Genomic DNA, 25363 nt, shown 5'->3' on the forward strand with positions numbered 1-25363 from the left:
ACTCGGCCGGGTTCTCACACGGTGTCAGAGAAGACCTGCTCACGTGCCTGCTCCAGCGCGGCGACCAGCGCCCCGCGCAGCACCGGGTTGCCCGCCACCGCCGTGGCGGCGACGCGCGGCTGGCTCGGGCACACCTTGGCGACGGCCTGCTCCACCCGCTCGGCCAGGGCGGGACCACCCGCGCGGCCGAGGTCGCCGCTCAGCACGATCAGCCCGGGGTCGAGCACCACGGCGATGGCGGCGACGCCGACGGCCAGCCGTCCTGCGACCTCCGTCAGGTAGGCGTCGTTGCCGGTGGCGATGGCCGTACGGACCTGGTCGGCGGCGGAGGCCCCGGTGACGCCGTAGGTGTCGGCCAGCCCTGCCAGCGCCTCCTGGCCGACCAGGCGTTGGAAGGAACCCGACTGCGGGTGCGAGACGTCGACGGGCAGTGGCTCGCCCGGCACCGGCAGCCAGCCGATCTCGCCCGCACCGCCGGTGAAGCCCCTGTGCAGACGCCCGCCGAGCATGACGCCCAGGCCCTGCCCCACACCCGCCCAGATGACGGCGAAGTCGTCGTGCCCGGCGGCGACGCCGTAGCGGTGTTCGGCCAGCGCCACCAGGTTGACGTCGTTCTCGATCGTGACGGAGGCGCCGAGCCGCTCGCGCAGGCTGGCCAGCACGCCGACGTGCCAGGACGGCAGGTCGTAGGAGAAGCGCACGTCGCCGGTGCGCGGGTCGACCACGCCCCTGGTGCCGATGACGAAGGCGCGCAGCTGGGACAGGCCGATGCGGGCGGTGTCGCAGGCCCGCTGGACGGCGTCGCGCACCGTCTTGACGGGATCGCGCCCGTCGGAGGGGTCGACGGTCACCTCGACCGCGATTTTACCTGTGATGTCGGCCACACCCACGGTGATGCTCTCGGGCAGCACCTCGAGTCCGGCGACGTACGCGCTCGAGGGAACGACGGTGTACAGCGCGGCGTGCGGACCCCTGCCGCCGGCCCGCTGACCGGCCACCTCGACCAGGCCCCTGTCCTCCAGTCGGGACAACAGCTGCCCCGCCGTTACCTTGGAGAGCCCGGTGCGTTCGCCCAGCTCAGCACGGGTGAGTGGCCCCTCCGACAGAAGGAGTTCAAGCGCCGTGCGGTCGTTCAGCCTGCGCAACAACTGCGGGGTTCCGGGGTTTCGCGCCATGGACGCCCCTCCTCTCGTCACGATCCGCTAACGCCCGTTTCTTTTAAGAAAGTTTCTTGTTAGTTTAGCAGCAGTCAACCGAGGCCGGCGATCAAGGCTTCGGTGATCTCTACGGCACCCAACGAGCGCAACCCCCGACGCGTTAGCCGGGAAGGGAGAACCCTAGTGAAGATCGCGAAGATCACGGCCGCCACGGCGACCACCGCCGCCCTGGCTCTGGGTCTGGCCGCCTGCGGCTCCAGTGAGCCGACCAAGACCGCCGAGCCCGCCGCCTCCGGCTCCGCCTCCGCCGCGGAGACCGGTCCCAAGTACGCGGGCAAGACACTCACCGTGTGGCGCCTCGGCGACAGCAACCCCGCCGCCGCCAAGTACATGGAAGAGCTGAACGCCGAGTTCAAGAAGCAGACCGGCGCGGACGTCAAGCTCGAGTGGATCCCGTGGCCGCAGGTGAACGACAAGTTCGCGGCCGCCGCGACCGGCACCGGCCCCGACGTCACCGAGATCGGCAACGACCAGGTGCCGCTGTGGCAGAGCCAGGACGCGCTCGCGCCGATCACCGACATCGCCCACGCCGGCGACCAGGCCGCGATCCCGAAGAACCTCTTCGGCCTCGAGACCATCGACAACGAGGTGTACGGCCTGCCCTGGGGCGCCGGTGCGCGCGCGGTCCTCTACCGCGCCGACTGGTTCAAGGAGCTCAAGATCGAGGTCCCGAAGACCTGGGACGAGCTCGTCGCCGCGGCCAAGAAGATCCAGGCCGAGAAGGGCGCGGACGTCGACGGCTTCGCCTTCAACGGCGGCTCCGACGCCAACCACCTGCTCGGCGCCTTCGCCTGGGCCGAGGGCGGCGAGTACGCCGTCAAGGAGGGCGACAAGTGGGTGGGCAAGGTCAGCGACCCCTCCTTCGCCAAGGGCTTCGAGACCTACACCAGCCTGGTCACCGAGGGTCTGTCCGGCAAGTCGCGCCTGACCCAGAACACCGTTGACATCCGCAAGCGCTTCGCCAACAACAAGGTCGGCATGTACCTCACCGCCGGCTGGGACCTGCCCGGCATCGAGGTCGACTCCAAGGGCAAGCTGAAGGGCGACAAGCTCGCCTTCTTCCCGCTCCCCTCGAAGTCCGGCGGCGAGGCCCCGTCCTTCTTCGGCGGCAACGACATCGCGCTCTGGGGCAGCACCCAGCAGGCCGATCTCGGCAAGGAGTACCTGAAGCTGGCCACGAGCAAGACCTGGGCCGACCGGTACGCCAAGGAAGGCGGTCTGCTTCCCATCTACCCCGACACGCTGGCCGCCCTCGCCGAGGACCCGGTGCAGGGCCCCTTCGCCCGCGCCTTCGCCAAGGCCAAGGCGTTCCCCGCCGACCCGAACTGGACCGAGGCCAACGAGACCAAGGCCGTGCTCCAGAACGCGGCCAGGGCCGTCATCGAGGGCAAGAAGGACGCCACCACCGCTCTCGCTGACGCCAACAAGGAAATCGAAGAGATCCTGAACCAGTAGTCATGGCGAACACGACCACGGTCGCCCGGGGCGGGGGCTCCTCCGCCCCGGGGCGCCGCCGAAAGAGGCCAGGCGGGCCCGCGCGGCCCAGCGGGCTTCCCAGCTGGGCCGTCCCTTACGTCCTGCTCGTGCCCGGCCTGCTGGTGATCGCCGGACTCCTGCTGTACCCCATGGTGCAGCTGGTCATCATCTCCTTCCAGAAGTTCGGCATCGCGCAGCAGCGCGGCAGGCCCGCCGACTGGGTCGGCTGGGCCAACTTCGAGAAGATCCTCTCCACCGAGCTCTTCTGGACGTCACTGCGCAACACCGTGGTGTTCGCCGTGGTCGCCGTCACCCTCACTCTGGTGGTCGGCACCGCGGTCGGCGTCCTGCTGCACAAGCTCGGCAAGAAGATGTCCCTGTTCGTGGTCATCGGCTGCATGTTCGCCTGGGCCATCCCGCCGGTCGCCCAGGCCGCCATCTGGCGGTCGCTGTTCGACGCCGACTCCGGCATCGTCAACTGGGCGCTGAACCTGCTGCCCGACTGGCTGTCCCAGGCGCTCTTCGGCCGGGCCGACTGGACCGGCGAGCCGTGGCTGAACGACGCGTTCACCGTCTACGTCGTACTGGTCTTCTGCGTGGTCTGGGCGGGCTTCCCGTTCATCGCGGTCTCCGTGCTGGCCGGGCTCAAGGGCATCCCCAACGAGCTGTACGAGGCCGCCAAGGTCGACGGCTCCGGCGCGTGGCGCACGTTCAGGAAGATCACCCTGCCGCTGCTGAAGCCCGTCTTCGCCGTGCTGACCGTGCTGTCCATCATCTGGGACTTCAAGGTCTACACACAGCTGCACATCCTGCTGAACGGCCCGACCAACCGCGAGGCGTTCAACCTGTCGATGTACGCCGTGGCCGAGGCCTTCAAGCCGCCGCCCAAGATGGGAACGGGCGCGGCCATCTCCATCGTGCTGACGATCATCCTGCTGATCATCACGGTGTTCTACGTCAGGCAGATCGTGAAGCAGGAGGAGATGTGAACCCGGCAAGGCGCAAGAGGCTCGGCAGGATCCTGCTGAACACCGCCGGCGTCGTCGTCTTCCTCTACGCGATCTTCCCCGTGTACTGGATGGTGTCGACCGGCTTCAAGGCCAACGACCAGATCTTCACCACCGAGTTCATCCCGTTCCCGACGAGCTTCACCCTCGAGCACTTCTCGCGGGTGCTGACGGAGGGCGTGGCCAACAACTCGATCTGGCTCTACCTGCGCAACAGCGCGATCGTGGCGCTCGGCACCGTGCTGATCGGCTCGCTGTTCGCGCTGCTGTCGGCGACGGCGATCGCCAGGTTCAGGTTCAGGGGCCGGGGGAGCTTCCTCATCACCCTGCTGGTCGTGCAGATGCTGCCCTCCGAGGCCATGCTCATCCCGCTCTCTGTGATGATCAGGCGCGTCGGCCTCGGCGACCAGCTGCTCGGCATCATCGTCGCCCAGGTGGCGGTGACCCTCCCCTTCGGCATCTGGATGCTGCGGACCTTCGTGGCCGCGGTGCCCAAGACGCTGGAGGAGGCGGCCTGGATCGACGGCGCCAGCCGGATGACCACCTTCTGGAAGGTGCTCTTCCCGCTCGTCGCCCCCGGTCTGGTGGCCACCAGCATCTTCTCCTTCATCACCGCCTGGAACGACCTGGTCTTCGCGCTGTACCTGATGTCCAGTTCAGAGGGCTACACGATGCCGGTCGCGCTGCAGTACTTCTTCGGCCAGAAGGGCGTCGACTGGGGCGCCATCATGGCCGGCTCGACGCTGATGACCATCCCGGTCGTCATCTTCTTCCTCCTGGTTCAGCGCCGCATGGTCTCCGGCCTGGTGGCCGGCGCCGTGAAGGGCTGACCGACACCCCAGGTGCTCGTACGGTCACCGCACACCCACGCGGTGGCCGTACCCGACCCTGCCCACCGGCGGGGGGTACGGCTCGCATCCCGGACAGCGGGCCCGCGAGCCGTACCGACTCCCCGCCCGCCCGACCGCCAACACTCACTCCGTCCCCGAAAGACCCCAGCCACCACCCCACGGAACCGGCCGGGACCCACGGGAAGGCGTGACCGCCACAAGGGAGTTTCCAGATGAGCCAGAGTGATCGGGGGCTGCGCCGTCTCGCGGCCGGCACGCTGCTCGTCGCCTTCCAGGGCACCACCGCCCCGGACTGGGTCCTGCGCGAGCTGGAGGCCGGGATCGCCGGCGTCACGCTCTTCGGCTTCAACGTCGCCGACCCCGCGCAGCTGAGCGCCCTCACCGCCGCGCTGAAGGCCGCCGGAGAGCCCGTCATCTCGCTGGACGAGGAGGGCGGCGACGTCACCCGCCTCGCCTACCACATCGGCAGCCCCTACCCGGGCAACGCCGCCCTCGGCGCCGTGGACGACGTCGAGCTGACCCACCGCGTCTACCGCGCGATCGGCTCCGAGCTGGCCGCATGCGGCGTGAACCTCGACATGGCGCCCGACGCCGACGTCAACACCGCCGACGACAACCCGGTGATCGGCACCCGTTCGTTCGGCAACGACGCCGCCCTGGTCGCCCGGCACACCGTCGCCGCACTCCAGGGCCTGCAGTCGGTGAACGTCGCCGCCTGCGTCAAGCACTTCCCCGGCCACGGCGCCACCCGCGTGGACTCCCACCTGGCGGTCCCTGTGGTCGACGTGCCGCTCGACGTGCTGCGCGAGCGCGAGCTGGTGCCGTTCCAGGCGGCGATCAAGGCGGGCGCGAAGTCCGTCATGACCGCGCATGTCGCGGTTCCCGTGATCACCGGCGACGACCCCGCCACGCTGTCGGCCGCCGCGGTGACCGGGCTCCTCAGGGATGAGCTCGGGTACGACGGCGTGGTCATCACCGACGCGCTCGACATGCACGCGATCACCAAGAGCGTCGGCCTCGCCGGCGGCGCCGTCCGCACCCTCGTCGCCGGCTCCGACCTGCTGTGCCTGGGCCCGCTGCCGACCTACGACGACGTCCAGCAGATCATCGCGGAGATCGTGACCGCGGTGGGCGACGGGCGGCTGCCGCTGTCCCGCCTGGAGGAGGCCGCCGCCAGGGTGGCCGACCTGCGCGCCTGGTTCGGCTCCGGTACGGCCGGCGCCGCCGAGGCGAGCGTCGTCGGCCTGGACGCGGCCCGCAGGGCGGTCACGGTCACCGGCGCCACCGCCGCGCTGCGCGACCCGCTGGTGATCGAGATCGACACCCCGCCCACGATCGCCGTCGGCGACGTCCCGTGGGGGCTGTCGCTGCCCTCGGCCGAGACCGTGCGGGTCAAGCCGTCGGACGCCGACGCCGACGCGCTGCTGGAACGCGCCATCGGACGCTCGCTGGTGGTGGTCGTGAAGGACGCCCATCGCTACGAGGAGAGCAGGACCCTCGTCTCCCGCCTGGTGGCGGCGCGGGCCGACACCACGGTGATCGAGATGGGCCTGCCGATCTGGCGTCCCGAGAGCGCCGCGTACATCGCGACGTACGGCGCCGCCCGCGCCAACGCCCAGGCCGCCGTCGAACTCCTCACCGCCTGACCAGGAATCCCCGAACCCCGGCCCCTCACTCCGAAAGTCTCGGAGGACCAAGGCGCTCAGAGAGACGGGAGTCTCGGAGGGCCGGAACTCGCGGAAGGCCGGGGCTCGCGGAAGGCCGGGGGCTCTCAGAAGGCCGGGGCTCTCGGGCGTCGATGGCTCTGAGTCTCCTGGGGTCAGGAGGCGAAGATCTCTTCGCGGGCCTGGTCGAGGGCGGCGAGGACGGCGCCGCGGAGCACCGGGTTGTCCTCCACCGCCGTCGTCACCACCTGGGGCCTGATCGGGCAGATCCGGGCGACGGCCTCCTCCACGCGGGTCGTGAGCGCCGCCCCGCCCGCCTTCCCCACGTCACCCGCCAGGACCACGAGCCCCGGGTCGAGCACCACGCAGACCGCCGCCACCCCGAGCGCGAGCCGGTGCGCGATCTCGTCGAGCAGCGGCTCACCCCGCGCGCCGTCGGCTACGGCCTCCGCGATGCCCGCGAAGCCGTAGCCTGAGGCGAGCTCGGCCACCGCCTCGGCGCTGACCAGCGACTGCAGCCCGCCCGCCAGCGACGGCAGCCGTCCTGGCACCGCCCTGATGTCCTCGGCCAGCGGCACCCCCGGCACCGGCAGGTAGCCGATCTCGCCCGCGCTGCCCGAACGCCCCCTGTGCAGTCTGCCGCCGAGCATCACCGCGAGGCCGAGCCCGCGACCAGCCCACAGCAGCACGAAGTCGTCGACGCCCTTGGCCGCGCCCGCCGCGCGCTCGGCCAGGGCCGCCAGGTTGACGTCGTTCTCGATCGTGACCTCGCGCTTGAGGTCACCGGCCAGCGCCTCATGGATGCCCTCGTGCCAGCCGGGCAGGTCGAAGGAGAAGCGCACGTCGCCGCTGCGGGGGTCGACCACGCCGGGCGTGCCGATCACCACGCCGCGCAGCTTGGCCAGGCTCACCTTGGCGCTGCGGCAAGCCTTGACGACCGCGCTGTGCACCACGGAGACCGGGTCGTCGTGCCCGTTGGGCGCGACCGTCACCTCGGCGATCGTCTTGCCGTGGATGTCGGCGATCGCCGTCGCGACCAGCTCGGGCCCGACGTCGAGCCCCGCGACGTAGGCGCTGGAGGCCACCACGGAGTAGAGCGCGGCATTCGGCCCCCGCCCACCGGCCTGCTCACCGACGACCTCGACCAGCCCGCGCTCCTCCAGCCTGGCCAGGGTCTGGGAGGCGGTCACCTTGGACAGACCCGTCAGATCGCCGATCTGCCCCCTCGTCATCGGCCCGGTGTCGAGCAGCAACTCCAGCGCGGCCCGGTCGTTGATCTCCCTCAGCAACCTGGGCACACCAGGACGTCGCTCCACGGGCAAAGCTTAGCCCTCCTGCCTGATGACTCGCAGGACGTGAGGATCACTCATACTCCCCTGACCTCGCGGTGGACGGCCGCGGCCGGCCCCGTCCCCTCGCGCTCGATGCGCCGGAGCAACGCATCGATCATGTGCTGGTCACCGGCGGGGTGCGGGCCGAATCGGCCGGCGTGCCGGTCTCCCCGCGCATAACCAGTGTTGACCAGGAGGGATAATTGACAACATGCGCCTTTCCGCTCGTGTCGACTATGCCCTCCGTGCCGCCGCCGAACTCGCCGCAGCAGGCGCCGGCCCGACCACAGTGGGCGAGCTGGCGAAGGAGCAGGACATGCCGCCCAAGTACCTCGAGAACATCCTGCTGCAGATGCGCCGGGCCGGGCTGGTGCGCGGGCAGCGCGGCCCCGAGGGCGGTTACGTGCTGGCGCGTCCAGCGGCGGAGATCTCGCTGGCCGACGTGATCCGCGCGGTCGACGGCCCGCTGGCCAACGTGCGGGGCGAGCGTCCCGAGCACGTCGGCTACCGGGGCCCGGCCGAGTCACTGCAGCAGGTCTGGATCGCGTTGCGCGCCACCGAGCGGGCCATCCTGGAGGAGGTCACGCTCGATCAGGTCGCCAGCGGCGCGCTGCCCGAGCGGGTCCGCTCACTCGCCGCCGACCCGGCCGCCTGGGACTGACGGCTCGCCCACCAGAACAGCGCCAGCGCCACCAGCTCGGCGACCGCGGCGCCCACCGGCAGGGCGCCGGGGCCGTACCCCTCGATCAGCAGCCCGCCCAGCGCGCCGCCCGCCGACACCTGCCAGGCGCGTCTCCATGCTTACCTCCATAAAGGTAACGAGTGTTACCCAGATAAGGTAACACTCGTGACCCATCAGGGGTGAAGGAGGAAGGCGTGGTGAGGACGGCCGACCCGCGGCGGCGAGCCGAGTTGCTCGACTCGATCGTCGACTACCTGGCCGACCACGGCCTGTCGACGCTGTCGATGCGTCCGCTGGCCGAGCACCTCGGCAAGAGCACCAGGGTCCTGACCCACCACTTCGCCGACAAGGAGGAGCTCCTGTCGGCCACCATGGAGCGCCTCGACGCCAGGCACCGGGCCTGGCTGCGCGAGCTGCCCGGCTGGGACGGCGACGACAGCGTGGGCACCATCGTCAGGCGCACCTGGGACTGGCAGCTCCGGGAGGACAACCTGCCCGTCGCCAGGCTCATCCGCGAGATCGAAGGGCTGGCCGCGGGCGGTCGCCTGGCGGGACACGTGCCGGGACTGCTCGCCGACAGGACGGCGTTCGTGGCGGAGCTGCTGCGCCGGCGCGGCGTCCCCGCCCCCGCCGCGCTGCGCCTGTCCACGCTGGTCAACGCCGCCTACGCGGGCCTCATGAACGACCTTCTCACCACCGGCGACCGGCCCAGGGTGGAGGCGGCCCTCGACGAGCTCACCACGCTCGTGGACACCTGGGTGGACGAGCATGCCCGAGGGTGACGCCGTCTACCGGACCGCGCGCCGCCTGCGGCAGGCGCTCGACGGCCGCGTGCTGACCAGGTCCGACTTCAGGGTGCCGCGCCACGCCACCGCCGACCTGACCGGGCGCGCGGTCCTGGAGACCGTCTCGTACGGCAAGCATCTGCTCACCCGGGTCGAAGGCGGCCTCACCGTCCATACGCACCTGCGCATGGACGGCCACTGGGACATCATGCCCGAGAGCCGCCGCCTGCCACGGGGTGATCTGGTCAGGCTCGTGCTGGCCAACGCCGAATGGCAGGCCGTGGGCGTCAGGCTGGGCATCGTCGATCTGCTCAGGACCGAGCACGAGAACACGGTGATCGGCCACCTCGGGCCCGACCTGCTCGGCCCCGGCTGGGATCAGGGGGAGGCGGTACGGCGGCTGCGGGCGCATCAGGACACGACGATCGGAGAGGCGCTGCTCGACCAGCGCAATCTCGCCGGGATCGGCACGATCTACCGTGCGGAGACGTTGTTTCTCAGGGGAGTGTCGCCCTGGCGTCCTGTGGGCGACATCGAGGACCTCGACGGCCTGGTCTCGCTGGCGCAACGGCTGCTGGAGGCCAACATCCCGCATGCGGGCACCGTCACCACCGGTGATCGCCGTCGTGGCTACGAGACGTGGGTTTATGGCAGGGCCGGCAGACCCTGCCGCCGATGCGGATCTCGCATCAGGCGAGGGGAGATGGGATCAGCACCGCAGGAACGCCTCATCCTGTGGTGTGACCACTGCCAACGGGACTGAGCCCCGTGCGGTCAGGCCGCGACCATGTCCTTGACTTCGGGGAAGACCGAGTCGGAGATCGATCCGGGGACCGTCTCGGACAACGGCAGTCGCTCGCGCTCCGGCACGTCCGCGAGCACAGGAGCGGCCTGCAGCTCCGCCAGCGCGAACTGGTCGGAAACCTCACGCAACACCTGGGACAGGGGGACACCCAAAGCACCACAGATCGAGGCGAGCAGCTCGGAGGAGGCCTCCTTCTGACCACGCTCAACCTCGGACAGGTAGCCCAAAGACACGCGCGCCAGCGTCGACACCTCGCGAAGGGTGCGTCCCTGCCGCACCCGCAGCCGCCTCAGAACGTCTCCAAGAAGCTGACGCAGCAGAATCATCTGTCGCTCCCTCCCCGGCGCGGTGTTCTTCACCGTGCCATGCGCGATCGGATCGTGCCGCCCGTTTTTCTTCTTCGCTTCGTACATACTCCTCGCCGTCATCATCGGGCGCCTGCGCGGATCGTTGGGCCCGCCAGCCTGGCTCGCGGGGCTTGCAGATGGCTCACGGACCTCACTCACAGCTCCACCGTACCTGTATCCACCGACACCGCGTCAGACCGTGGTTCGCATGTTCGCTCGGGACGTAACACGGTAATCACCCGGAATGTTCCCCCATGTTCGTCTTCAGCACACCTGCGAGGAGATCTACAGCCTCGTCCACAGTCCGCTGCCTGATGCGCCCGCGCGACCCTCCGCGGACCAGATCGCGGTGCCAGATCTTGCCCTCAGGGCCGCTCAGCGCGACGTGAACGGTGCCGACCGGCTTGCCGTCCTGCGGGTCGGGGCCCGCCACTCCGGTGACCGCCAGGCCGTACGTGGCGCCGCAGAGCCTCGCCACCCCCCGCGCCATCGCCGCGGCCACCTCGGGATGCACCGCCCCTTCCCTCTCGAGCAGATCCCCCGGTACGGCCAGCAGCTCGCGCTTCAGATCGGTGGCGTAGCAGATGATCCCGCCCCTGAAGGCGGCCGAGGCGCCGCCCATCGCGGTGAAGGTCGCACCGAGCAGCCCGCCGGTGAGCGACTCGGCCACGGCGAGCGTGGCGCCCTGGCGGATCAGGAGGTGAATGACGCCGGCGGCGCCGAGGACGTCGGTTCTCATCGGCTCACTCCGCCCTGGCCCGCTTGGCCACCTGCCTCAGCCTGATCGCGCGGATGACGTAGTCGGCCCCGGTTACGACGGTCACGACCAGCGCGGCCCCCATGACCACCCAACGCAGCACGCCGGGCACGCCCGGCAGGAGATAGAGCACGATCGCGGCGATCTGCAGGACGGTCTTGACCTTGCCGCCGTAGCTGGCCGGGATCACCCCGTGCCTGATCACCACGAACCGCAGCGCGGTGATGCCGAGCTCGCGACCGAGGATCACGATCGTGACCCACCAGGGCAGCTCCTGCAGCACCGACAGGCTCACCAGCGCCGCGCCGGTGAGCGCCTTGTCGGCGATCGGGTCGGCGATCTTCCCGAAGTCGGTGATCAGGTGGTAGCGCCTGGCCAGCTCGCCGTCCAGGTGATCGGTGAGCGAGGCCACGCCGAACACGACCAGGGCCGCGACCCGCCAGCCGTCGCCCGGCAGGAACAGGCAGACCACGAAGAAGGGGACGAGCGCCAACCGTAGGACCGTGAGGACGTTGGCGATGTTCCACGGACTTACCACGCGGCGCTCGTCCGGGGTCATGGACCGGCCTTGATCCGGGCGATCAGATCGACCCCCTCGGCGTCCACCACGACCGCCCTGACGATCTGGCCGGGAACCAGACCGATGCCCTGCACGGTGACGGAGCCGTCGACCTCGGGCCCCTGGTGGGCCGCCCTGCCCTCGTAGCCGCCGTCGCCGAGGTCCTCGTCGATCAGCACGTCGACCTCGGTGCCGATGCGCTCCTCCGCGCGCTGGGAGGTCAGCTCCTCGGCCAACTCGGTCAGGATGCGCACCCGCTCGTCGACGACCTCCTGGGCGACCTTCGACTCGAAGGTCGCCGCTTCGGTGCCGTCCTCGTCGGAGTAGCCGAAGACGCCGATGACGTCGAGCCTGGCCGCCTCGAGGAAGCCGACCAGCTCGCCGAACTCCTCGTCGGTCTCGCCGGGGAAGCCCACGATGAAGTTGGAGCGCACGCCCGCCTCGGGCGCCTTGGCCCTGATCTGCTCCAGCAGGCCGAGGAAGCGCTCGGGGTCGCCGAAGCGCCGCATCCTGCGCAGCACGGTGCCGCTGGCGTGCTGGAAGGACAGGTCGAAGTAGGGGGCGATGCCCTCGGTGGCGGCGATGACGTCGAGCAGCCCGGGGCGCAGCTCGGCGGGCTGCAGGTAGCTGGCCCGCACCCGCTCGATGCCCTCGACGGCGGCCAGCTGCGGCAGCAGCTTCTCCAGGGCGCGCAGGTCGCCCAGGTCTTTTCCGTAGGAGGTGGAGTTCTCGCTCACCAGGACCAGCTCCCTGACCCCGCGGTGGGCCAGCCAGTCGGCCTCGGCGAGCAGTTCCTCCGGCGCGCGTGAGACGTATGCGCCACGGAAGGCCGGGATGGCGCAGAACGAGCAGCGGCGGTCGCAGCCCGAGGCCAGCTTCAGCGAGGCGACGGGACTCTCGTCAAGCCGCTTGCGCAGCACGCGCGGGCCGCTGGCGGGCGCGAGGCCCGTCGGCAGGTCGCCGTGGCCGGGGATGCCGGCCTTCGCGGCGGAGGCCCGCTCGACGGGCGAGATGGGCAGCAGCAGGCGACGGTCGCGCGGCGTGTGCGGCTTCAGCGACCGGCCGGCGAGCACGTCGTCGAGGCGCTCCCCGATCTCGGTGTAGTCGTCGAAGGAGATGACCGCGCTGGCCTCGGGCAGTGCCTCGGCCAGCTCGTTGCCATAGCGCTCGGCCATGCAACCCGCGGCGACCACCTTGGCCCCCGAGTCGGCCGCGGCCAGCAGCGTGTCGATGGAGTCCTTCTTCGCCGAGTCGATGAAGCCGCACGTGTTGACGACGACGACGTCTGGGTCGTCGTCACCCAGCTGCCAACCGGCAGCGTCGAGTCGCGCGGCGAGCTCCTCGGAGTCGACCTCGTTGCGCGCGCAGCCCAGAGTGATCAGCGATACGGTTCGGCGGGATGACATGGTGGACACTACGGTATCGGCACTTGGCCACTACCGTCGCACGTCCCCCGCACTAGTCACCTCTGAGGAGGCGTCTCCGGGCCGAAGGTGCGCCTGACCTGTTCGCCGCTGGCCCCCAGCGTGCCCAGGTTCTTGCCGTTGACCTGGAGCGAGACCGCACCCGCGTCGCGCAGCAGGAGATTGACCCCCGCCCTGGCCGTCCAGGTGTCGCTCTTGCCCGCCCGCAGCGTGCCGGCGAAGAGCTTCTTGCCCTTGGAGTCGCGCACGTTGATATAGGACGAGCGCTTCGCCTTCGCCTTCACCACGACCAGATCGCTGTCCTTCTGCGTCGACTGCGCCGCCGTACGGCGGGGCTCAGCCGGTGAGGCCGGCGCGTTCGGCGGCACGGTCGGCCCCGTGGAGGACACGGGGGTGATCCCGGCCGTGGGGACCTGCCCCGCGCCGCCCATGACCCTGACCACCCCGAAGACCACCACGATGGCGAGCGCCACGCCCAGCGCCATCGTCCAGTTGGGCCGGCCGCGCTCGCGCAGCTTCACGCCCTTGCTGCTCTGGAAGACCGTGGCGGCCCGCACCGGCTGTGGCAGCCCGCCGTGCTGCTCGTCGTAGAGGTGGACCATGGCCTCGGGGTCGAGCCCGACGGCCTTGGCGATGGCCTTGACGTGCCCCCTGGTGTAGAAGTCGCCCCCGCACAGGGAGAAGTCGTCACGCTCGATGGCGTACAGGAGCGCCTCGCGGATCTTCGTGATCGCGCTCAGCTGCCCGACTGTCAGCCCTGCCGCCCGCCTGGCCTCGGCCAGCACCACTCCGATGGTCTGTTCGTTCACGACGAACGCCTCCCCGCCCCCGACGTTGCGTAGTTACCCATATTCAATCAGTAACCGGGGGCAAGGGTGCGCAGGGGTCACTCCCCGCGCAAGTCGGCCAGCAATCCGGGCAGATCGTCGGGCTTCAACAGCACCTCGCGAGCCTTCGAGCCCTCGCTCGGCCCGACCACGCCACGCGACTCCAGCAGGTCCATCAGCCGGCCCGCCTTGGCGAAGCCGACCCTGAGCTTGCGCTGCAGCATCGAGGTGGAGCCGAACTGGGTCGTGACGATGAGCTCGGCGGCCTGGATGAGCACGTCGAGGTCGTCGCCGATCTCCTCGTCGATCTCCTTCTTGACCGCGACCGCCGCGACGTCGTCGCGGTACTCGGCCTGCATCTGCGCCTTGCAGTGCGCGACGATCCCGGCGATCTCCTTCTCGGAGACGAAGGCGTTCTGCAGGCGGATCGGCTTGCTTGCGCCCATCGGCAGGAACAGCGCGTCGCCCTGGCCGATCAGCTTGTCGGCGCCGGGCTGGTCGAGGATGACCCGCGAGTCGGTGAGGCTGGAGACGGCGAAGGCCAGGCGGGAGGGCACGTTGGCCTTGATCAGGCCGGTGACCACGTCCACCGAGGGCCGCTGGGTGGCGATCACCAGGTGGATGCCGGCCGCGCGGGCCAGCTGGGTGATGCGGACGATGGAGTCTTCGACGTCGCGCGGGGCGACCATCATCAGGTCGGACAGCTCGTCGACGATCACCAGCAGGTAGGGGTAGGGCTGGTAGACCCGCTCGCTGCCGGGCGGCGGCACCAGCTTGCCCGCGCGCACCGCCTTGTTGAACTCGTCCACGTGCCTGAAGCCGCTGGCGGCCAGGTCGTCGTAGCGGCGGTCCATCTCCCCCACCACCCACTCGAGGGCCTCGGCGGCCTTCTTCGGGTTGGTGATGATCGGGGTGATCAGGTGCGGGATGCCCTCGTAGACCGACAGCTCCACGCGCTTCGGGTCGACGAGCACCATGCGCACCTCGTCGGGCGTGGCGCGCAGCAGGATCGAGGTGATCAGCCCGTTGACGCAGACGGACTTGCCCGCGCCCGTCGCGCCCGCGATGAGCAGGTGCGGCATCTTGGCCAGGTTCGCCACGATCGTGCGGCCCTCGACGTCCTTGCCGAGTCCGACGATCATCGGATGGTGGTCGGCCTGGGCCACCTGCGAGCGCAGCACGTCGCCGAGCGCGACCAGGTCCTTGTCGGCGTTCGGGATCTCGACGCCGATGGCCGACTTGCCGGGGATCGGGGACAGGATGCGGACGTCCGCCGACTTCACGGCGTAGGCGATGTTCTTGGTGAGCGCGGTGACCTTCTCCACCTTCACGGCGGGGCCGAGCTCGATCTCGTAGCGCGTGACGGTCGGCCCCCTGGTGAAGCCGATCACCTGCGCGTCGATGGTGAACTGCTCCAGCACGCTGGTCAGCGCGTTGACGACCGTCTTGTTCGCCTTGGTCTCCTGCTTGGGCGCGCTGCCGGCGCTCAGCGACTGCAGGTCGGGCAGGACGTACGGTCCCGCCTGCGGCGACAGCACCAGCTGCTCGACCTTGCGCGGCGCGGGAGTCGGCTCGGGCGCCGCGGCCACGACGGGCCTCGGCGGCTCGGGAGCTTCCTGCGGCTCGTCATCGACCAGGCCGGGCACGATCTCGGGAGAGTGCTTGTCCTTCTCGGCGATCACCGGGCTGTCGTACGGCTTGACCCCGTCGGGCAGGTCGGGCTTCTTGGTCCTGACCCGCTTCCTGGTCTGGTCGCCCGGCTTCGGCGGGCCGCTCTTCTCGAACAGCATGTGCCGCAGCTCGCCCAGCCGCTCGGGGATCCGGTGCACCGGCGTGGCGGTGATCACCAGGACGCCGAACCCGGACAGGAGCAGCAGCAGCGGGATCGTCACCCAGGCGGGCAGGATGCTGGCGGGCGGGGCCGAGACGATGAAGCCGACCATGCCGCCGGCCGCCGACACCTTGTCCATGCCGTCGGTGGCGTCACCCGCCGGGTACGGCACGTCGTTGACCACGTGGATGACCCCGAGCACGCCGGTCAGCAGCGCGCCCCAGCCGATCACCATGCGCCCCGTGTCGGCGTTCTGGTCGGGATGGCGCAGGAAGCGCCAGGCCAGCAGGCCTAGCAGCAGCGGGATGGCCCAGGCCAGCGCGCCGAACACGCCGTGCGCGACGGCGGCGACGACCTCGGAGACCGCGCCCTTCGACTGGCGCCAGGTCATCGCGGCCAGCACGATGGCGGCCGCCAGCACCGCCAGGCCCACGCCGTCGCGCCGGTGCGCGGGGTCGAGCTCGCGCGCCTGGTTGCCCAGCGCTCTGGCGGCGCCGCCGATGCCGTTGGCCACCAGCATCCACAGCCCGACGATCAGCTTGCCGATCATGGTGAAGACCCAGCTGATCGGGTCCTGGTGGGTGGCGGGGGGTCTGCGGGCCGACGCCGACGTCTTCGCCTTTGATCGCGCGGAGGACTGCGCGGTCGTCCGCTTGGCCGGAGTCGGGCGTGACGAGGTCGACCGCTTCGCCGGCCCCTTCGATGAGCTTTTCGGCGTACGGGTGGCCATGATGCCAAAGGTACGTCGGAGACCCGGGCGATGGCGTGGAGGCTCGCCGATATCCCTTATGTCGGGGTGGAGAGGAGACGCTCAGTGACGGGCGGGCGCGGCGGTGGACTCGCGGACGACCAGGTGGGTCTCCAGCCTGGCGAGCGTCGGCGTGCCGGCGTCGCCCGCGTTGACGGCGGCCAGCAGCAGGTCGACGGCCATGCGACCGGCGGCGGCCGTGGGCATCGTGATCGTCGTGAGCTTCGGCCTGGTGAGCCGGCCCGGCAGGCTGTCGTCCACGCCGATGACGCTCACGTCCTCGGGAATCCGCAGACCGCGCTCCCTCAGCCCCTCGATCAGGCCGAGCGCGACCAGGTCGTTGTAACAGAGCACGGCCGTCGCCCCCGAAGCCGCCACCGCTCCGGCCGCCGCCAGGCCACCGTGCTCGGTCGGCTCGTTCGGCCCCAGCACCGACAGGTCGACCCCGTACTCACCCGCGGCCAGCGTGGCGGCGGCCTGCATCTCCTCACTGGTCCAGGAGGACGCGGGACCCGAGAGCAGGGCGACCCGGCGATGACCCAGCCCCGCCACATGCTCCACCGCCGCCCTCGCCCCCTGCCCCACATCCATCAACACCGTCGTCAACCCCTTCAACCGACGATTCACCACCACGAACGGCACCTGCGCCCGCAACCGCTCGATCACCCGATTCGACAACCGCGGACTACACAACAACACCCCATCCACCTGCTTGCACAACGTCTCGATCAACTCCTGCTCCAACAACGGATCCTCATCCGTGTCCGCCACGAACACGTGATAATCCCGCTCCCGAGCCTGAGCCTGCGCAGCCTTGATCAACGGCGGAAAAAACGGATTCGCGATATCCGCCACGATCAACCCCAAATTATGCGTACGCCCCGTCGTCAACGCCCGCGCCGCCCGATTCGGCCGATACCCCAACCCCTCAGCCACCGCCAACACCCGCGTACGCGTCTCCGCATTCACCAGATGCGGAGCCGAGAACGTCCGCGACACCGTCGAGACATGCACCCCCGACTCCCGCGCCACATCCCTGATCGTCACCGCCACGCCGTACCTCCGTCTGCTTCCAAGTGGCGGGCGAGCCAGCCGAAGACCCGCTCCTGCGCGGCGCGGCCGAAGCTGTGCCCCGCGTCGGCGAAGATCCCCGTGTACCCGGCCTGGACCTGCCGATAGTGTGCCGCGATCATCGCATGCGCCCGGCGCATCCCGCTCAGTGGCAGGATCTCGTCCCGCTCGCCGTACCAGACGAGCAACGGCCTGGGCGCGCCGCTGGCGACCAGGTCGGGCAGGTCGCACAGCCGGGACAGCCCGGGAGGATACAACATCCAGGTGTGGCGGGCCACGAACCCGTCCAGCAGGTCGCGGTAGGAGGAGATCATGGCCACCACGGCGACCGCGTCGACGTCGCGGTCGAAGGCGCCGAGCAGGGCCGCGCGCAGGCCACCGCCCGACAGGCCGGCGCAGCCGACCGCCCCCACGTCGGCGCGCGAGCGCAGGTAGGCCGCCGCGGCGAGGTCCTCTCCCGCGACGACGCCCGCGTACGACGTGCCCAGCACCGTGCAGTACTTGGCCAGCACGTGCTCGTGGCGGGCGGCGGCCAGGTCGTAGCGGTCGGCCTCGCTGAGGGGCACGCCGGACTCGCCCGGCGCGCCGTCCGGCATGTCGGCGGGCGGGAACCGGCGGCTGCCCCAGCCCAGCACGTCGGGCACCAGCACGGTGAACCCGCGCCGGGCCAGTTCCGCCGCCCACGCCCGTCCGTCGTAGAGCGCGGCTCTCAGCCTGGCCACTTCGGGCGAAGGGCCCTCGGGTCCGTCGGCGATCTTCTCCTTGCCCGCCCACTTCATTCCCGCGTGGCAGTGCAGCGCGACGACGCCGGGGAGCACGCCGTCCCCCGCGCGATCGGGACGCAGCACGTAGGCGTGGGTCCGCGGGCCGAATCCGACGTCCCACGAGACTTCCTCTCCCGACAGCCCGTCCGCCGTCCAGGTCCGCTCGGTGCGCACGTCGGCCGCGGTCAGTTCGAGCACGCCCAGGACCTCACGGGCGCTGTCGCGCAGGCCGAGGCCCGGCGGAGGGAACAGCTCTCGCTGCGTCATGGCGAGCTCGGCCAGCCCGGAGAAGTCGCCGAGGTGCCGCAGGCGGCGCGGGTCGAGTGGATCGGGCACGGCTCAGCTGTCGGCCATGCGCGTGCCGCCGTCGGCCAGCTGGATCGCCCGGCCCGAACGGATCGACTCGTTGGCCGCCGCGCCCACCATGACGCTGCGGATCCCGTCGACGTAGCCCGCCTGCCTTGCCAGCGGGTCGTCGTCGGGGCCGCGGAAGACGTCGTTCAGCAGGAGCCGGTCACCGCCGCCGTGTCCGCCCTCGCCCCGCTCGATCGGGATCTCCCTCGTCTGCTGCCAGTGCTGGTGCAGGGTGAGCCGCTCCCACGAGCCCGCGGCGTGCTCCTTCGCGGCGGCGCTCGGGTCGATCGCGGCGTGCGCAGGCGTCCACGACCGCTCGCACACCTCCAGCTCGATCCGGCCGGCGGTGCCGTTGAAGACGACGCGGTACCCCTCGTGCGGAGCGTGCGCGTTCAGCGAGTAGGTGAGCATGGCGCCGTTGTCGTAGCGCACCAGGACGGCCAGGTTGTCCTCGATGGTGATGCCTTCGCTGAAGGCGTCCCTGTCGCGCAGGTACCCGTCCTCGTGTTCGGCGTCCAGGTAGAGCCGCTTGAGTCTCGGGTCGGCGGAGATGTCGAGGATGAAGGGGTCGGTGCCCAGCCCCGGGGCGCCCTGACCGCGCTCGGGACGCGCGGCCAGCCCGCGGGCCCTGGCGTTCTCCGCACCGTAGAAGCGCAGCTCGCCCTGGGCGTACACGCTGCGCGCCGCGGCGGCCAGCCACCAGTTCACCAGGTCGAAGTGATGCGTGGACTTGTGCACGAGCAGGCCGCCCGAGTTCGCCTTCTCGCGGTGCCAGCGGCGGAAGTAGTCGGCGCCGTGGATGGTGTCCAGCGCCCACTCGAAGTGGACGGAGGTGACCTCGCCGATCGCGCCGTCCATGATGAGGCGCCGCACCGCGGAGTTGCGCGGCGAGTAGCGGTAGTTGAAGGTGACGATCAGGGACGCCGTGCTCCGCTCGGCGGCGGCGGCGATCGCGGCGCACCCTTCGGCGTCGGTCGTGAGCGGCTTCTCCACGATCACGTGCTTGCCGGCGTCCAGCGCGGCACAGACGTAGGCGGCGTGGGTGGCGTCCACCGTGGTGATGATCACCGCGTCGCACAGCTCCAGCAGCGCGGCGAACTCGCCGGGCGCGAAGCACGGGACCGGCGTGCCCAGGAGCTCGTTGTAGTAGTCCATCCTGGTCTGGTTGGTGTCGCAGAAGGCGACGATCTCGCCGGTGTCACGCCAGTCGCCGGTCAGCGCGCCGACGTACATCTGGGCACGGTGCCCGAGTCCTGCGATGCCGTATTTCATCTGTCTCCCCGATGGATGTGCCGTACGGCTCGCGAGAGCCGTACGGCGGTGGAAGTGGTCGTCAGCCGGCCAGTGCCGCGTTGGCCTCTTCGAGCAGCTTGGTGGCCGCCTCGTCGGGGCTCTGCTGGCCGGAGGTCACGGCCTCGGAGTAGCGCTTGAGGATGTCCTCCATCTTCGAGCCGCCCTTGGGCGGCACGATCACCGGCGACAGCTCGCTCTTCACCGAGTCGAGGAAGGTCAGCGTCTGCTGGTCGGCGGGGGGCAGCTTGCCCTTGATCGCCTCGAGGACCTTCGAGTTGATCGGCAGTCCCCTGTCGCTCAGGAGCAGGCCGCCCGCCTCCGGGTCGTTGATCAGGAAGTCGATGAACTTCGTGGCCTCGGCCTGGTGCTCGCTCTTGCTGGAGGCGGTCCAGTGCATGGCCGGCTGGAGGAACATGCCGGCGTTCGCCGCCTCGGGCAGCTTCGGCAGGCGCAGCAGGGTCAGCTCCTGGCCCGACGACTTGGCCATCGCGCCGAGCTGGTTGCTCCACCACATGCCGAAGGCGCCCTTGTTGGTGGCGATCAGCGACTGCTCCTGACCCGCCGCGGCGATCTCACCCATCTTCGCGGCGTCGGGCGAGCCCTTGGTCTCGATGAGTTTGCTGAACGTCGCCCACCAGGCCTTGAGCGTCTCGGGCGTGACGCCGATCTTGCCGTTGTCGTAGAACTTCTCGCCGCGCTGCGCCGCGAAGATGGTCAGGTACGCGGGGTTGAAGTTGTACTCGGCGCCGTAGACCGTCCCGTCTCCCTTTTCGGTGATCTTCTGGGCGAGGCCGACGAAGTCGTCCCAGGTCCAGGTCTTGTCGTCGGGCAGCTTCTGTCCCGCCTTCTCGATGATGGCCTTGTTGGCCAGCATGGAGAACACGTTGACGCCGGTGGGGATGGCGTACTGCTTGCCGTCGACGCTGCCGGAGGCGAGCACCTGCTGGTCGAGGTCGGCCGTGTTGACCTTGCCCGTCAGGTCGGCGAGTGCGCCGCGGCCCGCGTACTCGGCCAGGCCGCGGATCTCGATGGTCATGACGTCGGGGGCGTCGCCGGCCGCCACCTTGGTGGCCAGCGACTCGTAGTAGCTGGGCCAGTCCGAGAACTCTCCGACCACGTCGATGGTCGGGTTCTTCTTCTCGAACGCGGCGATGACCTGCTCGGTGAGCTTCTGCCTGGAGTCGCTGCCCCAGTAGGAGAAGCGCAGCTTGACCTTGTCGCCACCGGAGGCCTCGCCACCGCTGCCGCCGCCGCAGGCCGCCAGGGCCATCGCGGCGGCGGCGAGCAGAGCCGCGGTCTTGAGAGAGCGCATCTCTCCGTCCTTCCTCTTGATCATGGGCAGGGGGTGAAGAGGACTACTTGAGACCCGTGGTGGCCACACCACGGATCAGGTACTTCTGGCCGGCCAGGAAGAAGCCGAAGATCGGGCCGAGCGCGATGATCGACATGGCGAACATCGGTCCCCACGACGACTCGCCGCTGGAGTCCAGGAAGGTGCGCAGCGCCACGGGAACGGTGAAGTTGTCCGGGTTGTTGAGATAGAGCAGCTGGCTCAGGAAGTCGTTCCAGGTCCAGATGAAGGTGAAGATCGCCGTGGTGGCCAGCGCGGGGGTGCAGAGCGGCATGATGACGCGGAAGAACGTGCGCCAGTAACCCGCTCCGTCGATGGAGGCCGCCTCGTCCAGCTCGCGCGGCAGGGTCCTGATGAACTGGACCATCAGGAAGATGAAGAACGAGTCGTGGGCCAGGAACTTAGGCAGGATCAGCGGCCACACCGTGTTGATCATGTCGAGCTTGGAGAACATGATGTACTGCGGGACGATCACCACGTGCAGCGGCAGCATGATCGAGCCCAGCATGATGGCGAACCAGAACTTCTTCATCGGGAAGTTCAGCCTGGCGAAGGCGTAGGCCGCCATCGAGCACGCGGCCAGGTTGGCGACGATCGACAGCGCGGTGACGACGGCGGAGTTCCACATGTAGTAGCCGAACGGGTGGGCCAGCGCCGTCCAGCCCTCGGTGAAGTTGTCGAAGGTGACCTCGCTCGGGATCAGTCCCGGCTCCCTGAAGATCAGCTCTTCGGGCTTGAGCGCGCTGGAGATCATCCACAGCAGCGGGTAGAGCATGACCAGGCCGAAGCCGATGAGCATCAGGTGCTTGGCACCCCTGCTGACGCGGCGCCGGTAGAGGACCGGCAGCCGCCTACTTGCTGTCGCCATAGAAGACCCAATACTTGGACGCGAGGAAGTTGACCCCGGTCAGACCGGCGATGATGAGGACGAGCACCCAGGCCAGCGCCGCGGCGTAGCCCATCTCGTACTCCTTGAACCCGTTGACGTAGAGGTAGAGCGTGTAGAAGAGCGTCGAGTCGTTCGGCCCGCCCGAGCCGTTGCTTACGATGAACGACTGCGTGAACGACTGGAACGACTTGATCACTTCGAGCACCAGGTTGAAGAAGATGATCGGCGTGAGCAGCGGGAGGGTGATGGTTCTGAACTGCCGGAGCGGGGTCGCGCCGTCCACTGCGGCGGCCTCGTAATAGCTGCGTGGGATCTGGCGCAGGCCGGCCAGGAAGATGACCATCGGGGCGCCGAACGTCCACACGTGCAGGAGGATCAGCGTGCCCAGCGCGGTGTCGGGGTTGTTCACGTAGCTGGTGCCCTGGATGCCGAAGAGGCCGAGCACCGAGTTCACCAGGCCGTCGGCGCCGAAGATCTTCCGCCAGAGGATCGCGATCGCGACGCTGCCGCCCAGCAGCGAGGGCAGGTAGTAGATCGAGCGGTAGAACGACAGGCCCCGCAGCCCGCGGTCCAGCAGCAGGGCCAGCCCGAGAGCGAAGCCGAGCTGGAGGGGCACGGAGACCACCACGTAGATCGTGGTCACCTTCAGCGAGGTCCAGAACCTGGGGTCCTCGTTGAACATCTTCGTGTAATTGTCCAGCCCGACCCACTTCGCCTCGTCGAGCAGGCTGTAGTCGGTGAAGGACAGGTAGAGCGAGGCGGCGATGGGGCCGATCGTGATCAGGAACAGGCCCACGAACCACGGCGCCAGGAAGACGTAGGCCGTCAGCGCCTTACGCCGGGAGCGCTCCCAGGCGGCGGGCCTCCGCCGCCTGGGAGCAGAGGGCTCAGCCGCGACCTCGGACTTCAACGACAGCGAATCAACCACGGCGGGACCCCTGGATGGATGGATCGAGCCCGGACATTTCTTGACTCAGTCGTCATCACGGGACCTCCCGATGTGACGTGAATGGATGGCGCTTTCCTATAGCGCCGGGGAAAGTTACGTCAACCCTTTGCAGGCGTTACCGCGCTGTTATCGATATATCGCCTGTGACATATTCGCAGGTGAGCGCGTTACCACGAGATGAAGACGCTCTAACAATCTTGGCAAATGAGACTTCATTGCTACAAGCGGTTGCAGTCGCGGGCGGCGCATGGCGAAGCGGGGAATCGTGCGACACGATTCCCCGGGACGGACGGGTCTAGCTCAGCCGGTGAACCTGTAGGTGGTGGTCGACTGGTGTTCCTCCCCCGGCCTGAGCACGGCCGAGGGGAAGTCCGGGCGGTTCGGCGCGTCGGGGAAGCGCTGCGTCTCCAGGCACAGCCCGGCGAACCTGCCATACGGCGTGCCGACGCCGTCCAGCATGTGGCCGGTGTAGAACTGCACACCGGGCTCTGTCGTCGTCACCTCCATCGCGCGCCCGCTCAGCGGCTCCTCCACCCGCATCACCCCGCCGGGCCGCAGGACGTAGCAGTGGTCGTAGCAACCGTCCAACCGCTCCCCCACGGGCGTGGGGCGGGTGAAGTCGTACGGCGTGCCCTCCACCGGCTCCGGCGCGCCGGGCAGGGGGATCTTGCCCTCGTCGACCGGCAGGTAGTGGTCGGCCTCGATCGTGACGACGTGCCCTCGCACGTCCGCGGGGCGGGCGAGGTTGAAGTACGAGTGGTTGGTCAGGTTGAGGACGGTCGGCGCGTCGGTGCGCGCACGGTAGTCGATGCGCAGTTCGTCACGGTCGGTGAGGGTGTAGGTGACCGACACGGTCAGTGTGCCCGGATAGCCCTCCTCGCCGTCCTTGCTGACGTAGGTCAGCACGACGGCCCGCTCGCCGTCCGGTTCGGCCCGCCAGATCCGCTTGTCGAAGCCGCGCTCCCCGCCGTGCAGGCTGTGGCCGTTGTTGTTGAGCGCCAGCTGGTAGGTGACGCCGTCCAGGGTGAACCTGCCGTTGGCGATGCGGTTGCCGTACCTGCCGACCACGGCGCCGAAGTAGCGGCTGCGCTCGAGGTAGTCGGCCACGGTGGGCAGACCGAGGACGACGTCGGTTCCATCGGGCAGTTCGATCGACTGGACGATGGCGCCGAGCGTCAGGATCGACGCGCGCGTCCTGCCGTTCGACAGGACGTGCCGGTCCACCGTCTCTCCAGCCGGCGTGGACCCAAATCTCACGGTGAGCTCACTCTCTGAGTCGATTCTCTGATCACCAGGCCCGTTTCCAGCCTGGCGGTGGTGTGTGGAGCGGGCCCTGCCGTGCCGGCGGAGCCCGAAATCGTGGCGAGGAGCAGGTCGACGGCCATGCGACCGGCGGCGGCCGTGGGCATCGTGATCGTCGTGAGCTTCGGCCTGCTGAGCCGGCCCGGCAGGCTGTCGTCCACACCGATGACGCTCACGTCGTCGGGGACCCCGAGGCCCCGCTGCCGCAGTCCCTCGATCAATCCCAGCGCGACCAGGTCGTTGTAGCAGAGCACGGCCGTCACCCCCGAAGCCGCCACCGCTCCGGCCGCCGCCAGGCCACCGTGCTCGGTCGGCTCGTTCGGCCCCAGCACCGAGAGCTCCATGTGGTGTTCGGCGGCGGTGTCGGTGGCGGCCTGGCGCATCTCGCCGCTGGTCCACGATCCGGCCGGTCCCGAGAGCAGGGCCATCCGGCGATGACCCAGCCCCGCCACATGCTCCACCGCCGCCCTCGCCCCCTGCCCCACATCCATCAACACCGTCGTCAACCCCTTCAACCGACGATTCACCACCACGAACGGCACCTGCGCCCGCAACCGCTCGATCACCCGATTCGACAACCGCGGACTACACAACAACACCCCATCCACCTGCTTGCACAACGTCTCGATCAACTCCTGCTCCAACAACGGATCCTCATCCGTGTCCGCCACGAACACGTGATAATCCCGCTCCCGAGCCTGAGCCTGCGCAGCCTTGATCAACGGCGGAAAAAACGGATTCGCGATATCCGCCACGATCAACCCCAAATTATGCGTACGCCCCGTCGTCAACGCCCGCGCCGCCCGATTCGGCCGATACCCCAACCCCTCAGCCACCGCCAACACCCGCGTACGCGTCTCCGCATTCACCAGATGCGGAGCCGAGAACGTCCGCGACACCGTCGAGACATGCACCCCCGACTCCCGCGCCACATCCCTGATCGTCACCGCCATGGCGCCTCCCAGCCCTCCGCCGCACACTAACGCAAACGGTTGCATCGTCGCCAGGGCCGACACTTCCCACCTTGCGACCGGTTGCGTCCCGCGGCTCGAACGCAACGGAGGCAAACCTCCAGGTCA

The 25363-nt window shown here is 69.5% G+C and carries 24 protein-coding genes; 7 read left to right on the forward strand and 17 right to left on the reverse strand.

The genetic code is table 11. From position 1 onward, the window contains the following. Positions 1-14: 14 nt before the first annotated feature. Complete coding sequence (locus H4W81_RS25855) at positions 15-1175, reverse strand: ROK family transcriptional regulator (RefSeq protein ID WP_192777186.1); 1161 nt, start codon at positions 1173-1175, stop codon at positions 15-17. Positions 1176-1340: 165 nt separating this feature from the next. Between H4W81_RS25855 and H4W81_RS25860 the strand changes: the two genes are divergently transcribed. From H4W81_RS25860 to H4W81_RS25875, 4 genes are all read left to right on the forward strand, one after another. Further along, positions 1341-2672 carry an extracellular solute-binding protein gene (locus tag H4W81_RS25860; protein ID WP_192777187.1) on the forward strand — a complete coding sequence of 444 codons (1332 nt, stop codon included), beginning with the start codon at positions 1341-1343 and terminating at the stop codon, positions 2670-2672. Positions 2673-2674: 2 nt separating this feature from the next. Then, the gene (locus tag H4W81_RS25865; protein WP_192777188.1) at positions 2675-3682 is read left to right on the forward strand and encodes a carbohydrate ABC transporter permease; all 1008 of its coding nucleotides are present in this window, start codon (positions 2675-2677) and stop codon (positions 3680-3682) included. Further along, complete coding sequence (locus tag H4W81_RS25870) at positions 3679-4530, forward strand: carbohydrate ABC transporter permease (RefSeq protein WP_192777189.1); 852 nt, start codon at positions 3679-3681, stop codon at positions 4528-4530. The genes H4W81_RS25865 and H4W81_RS25870 overlap by 4 nt, the downstream gene beginning before the upstream one ends. A gap of 233 nt (positions 4531-4763) precedes the next feature. Next, entirely contained in the window at positions 4764-6197 is a 1434-nt protein-coding gene (locus H4W81_RS25875; protein WP_192777190.1) for a glycoside hydrolase family 3 protein, read from the forward strand. A gap of 173 nt (positions 6198-6370) precedes the next feature. Here H4W81_RS25875 and H4W81_RS25880 read toward each other — a convergent pair whose 3' ends face one another. Beyond that, a complete protein-coding gene (locus tag H4W81_RS25880; protein ID WP_192777191.1) occupies positions 6371-7531 on the reverse strand; it encodes an ROK family transcriptional regulator in 1161 nt (386 codons plus the stop codon). Positions 7532-7757: 226 nt separating this feature from the next. On the opposite strand from H4W81_RS25880, the gene H4W81_RS25885 reads away from it, so the two are divergent. Next, positions 7758-8207, forward strand: coding sequence for an RrF2 family transcriptional regulator (locus H4W81_RS25885; RefSeq protein WP_192777192.1), 450 nt, complete (start codon positions 7758-7760; stop codon positions 8205-8207). On the opposite strand, the gene H4W81_RS25890 is transcribed toward H4W81_RS25885, so the two are convergent. Beyond that, a complete protein-coding gene (locus H4W81_RS25890) occupies positions 8138-8326 on the reverse strand; it encodes a hypothetical protein (protein ID WP_192777193.1) in 189 nt (62 codons plus the stop codon). The two genes, H4W81_RS25885 and H4W81_RS25890, sit on opposite strands and share 70 nt — an antisense overlap. A gap of 96 nt (positions 8327-8422) precedes the next feature. On the opposite strand from H4W81_RS25890, the gene H4W81_RS25895 reads away from it, so the two are divergent. Together H4W81_RS25895 and H4W81_RS25900 are read left to right on the forward strand one after the other, a co-directional pair. Then, the gene (locus tag H4W81_RS25895) at positions 8423-9010 is read left to right on the forward strand and encodes a TetR/AcrR family transcriptional regulator (protein ID WP_192777194.1); all 588 of its coding nucleotides are present in this window, start codon (positions 8423-8425) and stop codon (positions 9008-9010) included. Then, positions 8997-9776 carry an Fpg/Nei family DNA glycosylase gene (locus H4W81_RS25900; RefSeq protein ID WP_192777195.1) on the forward strand — a complete coding sequence of 260 codons (780 nt, stop codon included), beginning with the start codon at positions 8997-8999 and terminating at the stop codon, positions 9774-9776. Before H4W81_RS25895 ends, H4W81_RS25900 begins: the two co-directional genes overlap by 14 nt. Positions 9777-9787: 11 nt before the next feature. On the opposite strand, the gene H4W81_RS25905 is transcribed toward H4W81_RS25900, so the two are convergent. The 14 genes from H4W81_RS25905 to H4W81_RS25970 all read right to left on the reverse strand — a co-directional run bounded on the left by H4W81_RS25905 (position 9788) and on the right by H4W81_RS25970 (position 25237). Then, a complete protein-coding gene (locus tag H4W81_RS25905) occupies positions 9788-10144 on the reverse strand; it encodes a helix-turn-helix domain-containing protein (RefSeq protein ID WP_183660494.1) in 357 nt (118 codons plus the stop codon). Positions 10145-10400: 256 nt separating this feature from the next. Then, positions 10401-10904 carry a CinA family protein gene (locus H4W81_RS25910; protein WP_192777196.1) on the reverse strand — a complete coding sequence of 168 codons (504 nt, stop codon included), beginning with the start codon at positions 10902-10904 and terminating at the stop codon, positions 10401-10403. Positions 10905-10908: 4 nt separating this feature from the next. After that, complete coding sequence (pgsA, locus tag H4W81_RS25915) at positions 10909-11481, reverse strand: CDP-diacylglycerol--glycerol-3-phosphate 3-phosphatidyltransferase (protein WP_192777197.1); 573 nt, start codon at positions 11479-11481, stop codon at positions 10909-10911. Continuing rightward, complete coding sequence (rimO, locus tag H4W81_RS25920; RefSeq protein WP_192777198.1) at positions 11478-12887, reverse strand: 30S ribosomal protein S12 methylthiotransferase RimO; 1410 nt, start codon at positions 12885-12887, stop codon at positions 11478-11480. Before rimO ends, pgsA begins: the two co-directional genes overlap by 4 nt. A 56-nt stretch (positions 12888-12943) precedes the next feature. Further along, on the reverse strand, positions 12944-13714 hold the full coding sequence (locus tag H4W81_RS25925) for a helix-turn-helix domain-containing protein (protein WP_192777199.1): 771 nt from the start codon (positions 13712-13714) through the stop codon (positions 12944-12946). A gap of 77 nt (positions 13715-13791) precedes the next feature. After that, positions 13792-16293 carry an FtsK/SpoIIIE family DNA translocase gene (locus H4W81_RS25930; protein ID WP_192777200.1) on the reverse strand — a complete coding sequence of 834 codons (2502 nt, stop codon included), beginning with the start codon at positions 16291-16293 and terminating at the stop codon, positions 13792-13794. Positions 16294-16374: 81 nt separating this feature from the next. Beyond that, positions 16375-17364 (reverse strand): LacI family DNA-binding transcriptional regulator, encoded by a 990-nt coding sequence (locus H4W81_RS25935; RefSeq protein WP_192777201.1) that lies wholly within the window; start codon positions 17362-17364, stop codon positions 16375-16377. After that, positions 17355-18482: an alpha/beta hydrolase family protein gene (locus H4W81_RS25940; protein ID WP_192777202.1), complete on the reverse strand. Its 1128-nt coding sequence runs from the start codon at positions 18480-18482 to the stop codon at positions 17355-17357. The genes H4W81_RS25935 and H4W81_RS25940 overlap by 10 nt, the downstream gene beginning before the upstream one ends. Before the next feature lie 3 nt (positions 18483-18485). Continuing rightward, entirely contained in the window at positions 18486-19772 is a 1287-nt protein-coding gene (locus H4W81_RS25945) for a Gfo/Idh/MocA family protein (protein ID WP_192777203.1), read from the reverse strand. A 61-nt stretch (positions 19773-19833) separates the two neighbouring features. After that, positions 19834-21105 (reverse strand): ABC transporter substrate-binding protein, encoded by a 1272-nt coding sequence (locus H4W81_RS25950; RefSeq protein WP_192777204.1) that lies wholly within the window; start codon positions 21103-21105, stop codon positions 19834-19836. 43 nt (positions 21106-21148) lie between these two features. Further along, a complete protein-coding gene (locus H4W81_RS25955) occupies positions 21149-22012 on the reverse strand; it encodes a carbohydrate ABC transporter permease (protein WP_192777205.1) in 864 nt (287 codons plus the stop codon). Continuing rightward, positions 21996-22961, reverse strand: a complete 966-nt coding sequence (locus H4W81_RS25960; RefSeq protein WP_192777206.1) for a carbohydrate ABC transporter permease — start codon at positions 22959-22961, stop codon at positions 21996-21998. The genes H4W81_RS25955 and H4W81_RS25960 overlap by 17 nt, the downstream gene beginning before the upstream one ends. Before the next feature lie 321 nt (positions 22962-23282). Beyond that, positions 23283-24206, reverse strand: a complete 924-nt coding sequence (locus H4W81_RS25965; RefSeq protein ID WP_318781957.1) for an aldose epimerase family protein — start codon at positions 24204-24206, stop codon at positions 23283-23285. Positions 24207-24235: 29 nt separating this feature from the next. Further along, positions 24236-25237, reverse strand: coding sequence for a LacI family DNA-binding transcriptional regulator (locus tag H4W81_RS25970; RefSeq protein ID WP_192777208.1), 1002 nt, complete (start codon positions 25235-25237; stop codon positions 24236-24238). Positions 25238-25363: the final 126 nt, after the last annotated feature.

It is taken from the genome of Nonomuraea africana (genome assembly GCF_014873535.1).
Classification (GTDB): Bacteria; Actinomycetota; Actinomycetes; order Streptosporangiales; family Streptosporangiaceae; genus Nonomuraea; species Nonomuraea africana.

Coding starts and splice junctions, on each gene's coding strand:
- H4W81_RS25910 (WP_192777196.1), bottom strand. CDS start 10,904: ATGAGAACCGACGTCCTCGGCGCCGCCGGCGTCATTCACCTCCTGATC.
- pgsA (WP_192777197.1), bottom strand. CDS start 11,481: ATGACCCCGGACGAGCGCCGCGTGGTAAGTCCGTGGAACATCGCCAAC.
- H4W81_RS25900 (WP_192777195.1), top strand. CDS start 8,997: ATGCCCGAGGGTGACGCCGTCTACCGGACCGCGCGCCGCCTGCGGCAG.
- H4W81_RS25945 (WP_192777203.1), bottom strand. CDS start 19,772: ATGAAATACGGCATCGCAGGACTCGGGCACCGTGCCCAGATGTACGTC.
- rimO (WP_192777198.1), bottom strand. CDS start 12,887: ATGTCATCCCGCCGAACCGTATCGCTGATCACTCTGGGCTGCGCGCGC.
- H4W81_RS25970 (WP_192777208.1), bottom strand. CDS start 25,237: ATGGCGGTGACGATCAGGGATGTGGCGCGGGAGTCGGGGGTGCATGTC.
- H4W81_RS25885 (WP_192777192.1), top strand. CDS start 7,758: ATGCGCCTTTCCGCTCGTGTCGACTATGCCCTCCGTGCCGCCGCCGAA.
- H4W81_RS25950 (WP_192777204.1), bottom strand. CDS start 21,105: ATGCGCTCTCTCAAGACCGCGGCTCTGCTCGCCGCCGCCGCGATGGCC.
- H4W81_RS25955 (WP_192777205.1), bottom strand. CDS start 22,012: ATGGCGACAGCAAGTAGGCGGCTGCCGGTCCTCTACCGGCGCCGCGTC.
- H4W81_RS25905 (WP_183660494.1), bottom strand. CDS start 10,144: ATGATTCTGCTGCGTCAGCTTCTTGGAGACGTTCTGAGGCGGCTGCGG.
- H4W81_RS25865 (WP_192777188.1), top strand. CDS start 2,675: ATGGCGAACACGACCACGGTCGCCCGGGGCGGGGGCTCCTCCGCCCCG.
- H4W81_RS25930 (WP_192777200.1), bottom strand. CDS start 16,293: ATGGCCACCCGTACGCCGAAAAGCTCATCGAAGGGGCCGGCGAAGCGG.
- H4W81_RS25875 (WP_192777190.1), top strand. CDS start 4,764: ATGAGCCAGAGTGATCGGGGGCTGCGCCGTCTCGCGGCCGGCACGCTG.
- H4W81_RS25855 (WP_192777186.1), bottom strand. CDS start 1,175: ATGGCGCGAAACCCCGGAACCCCGCAGTTGTTGCGCAGGCTGAACGAC.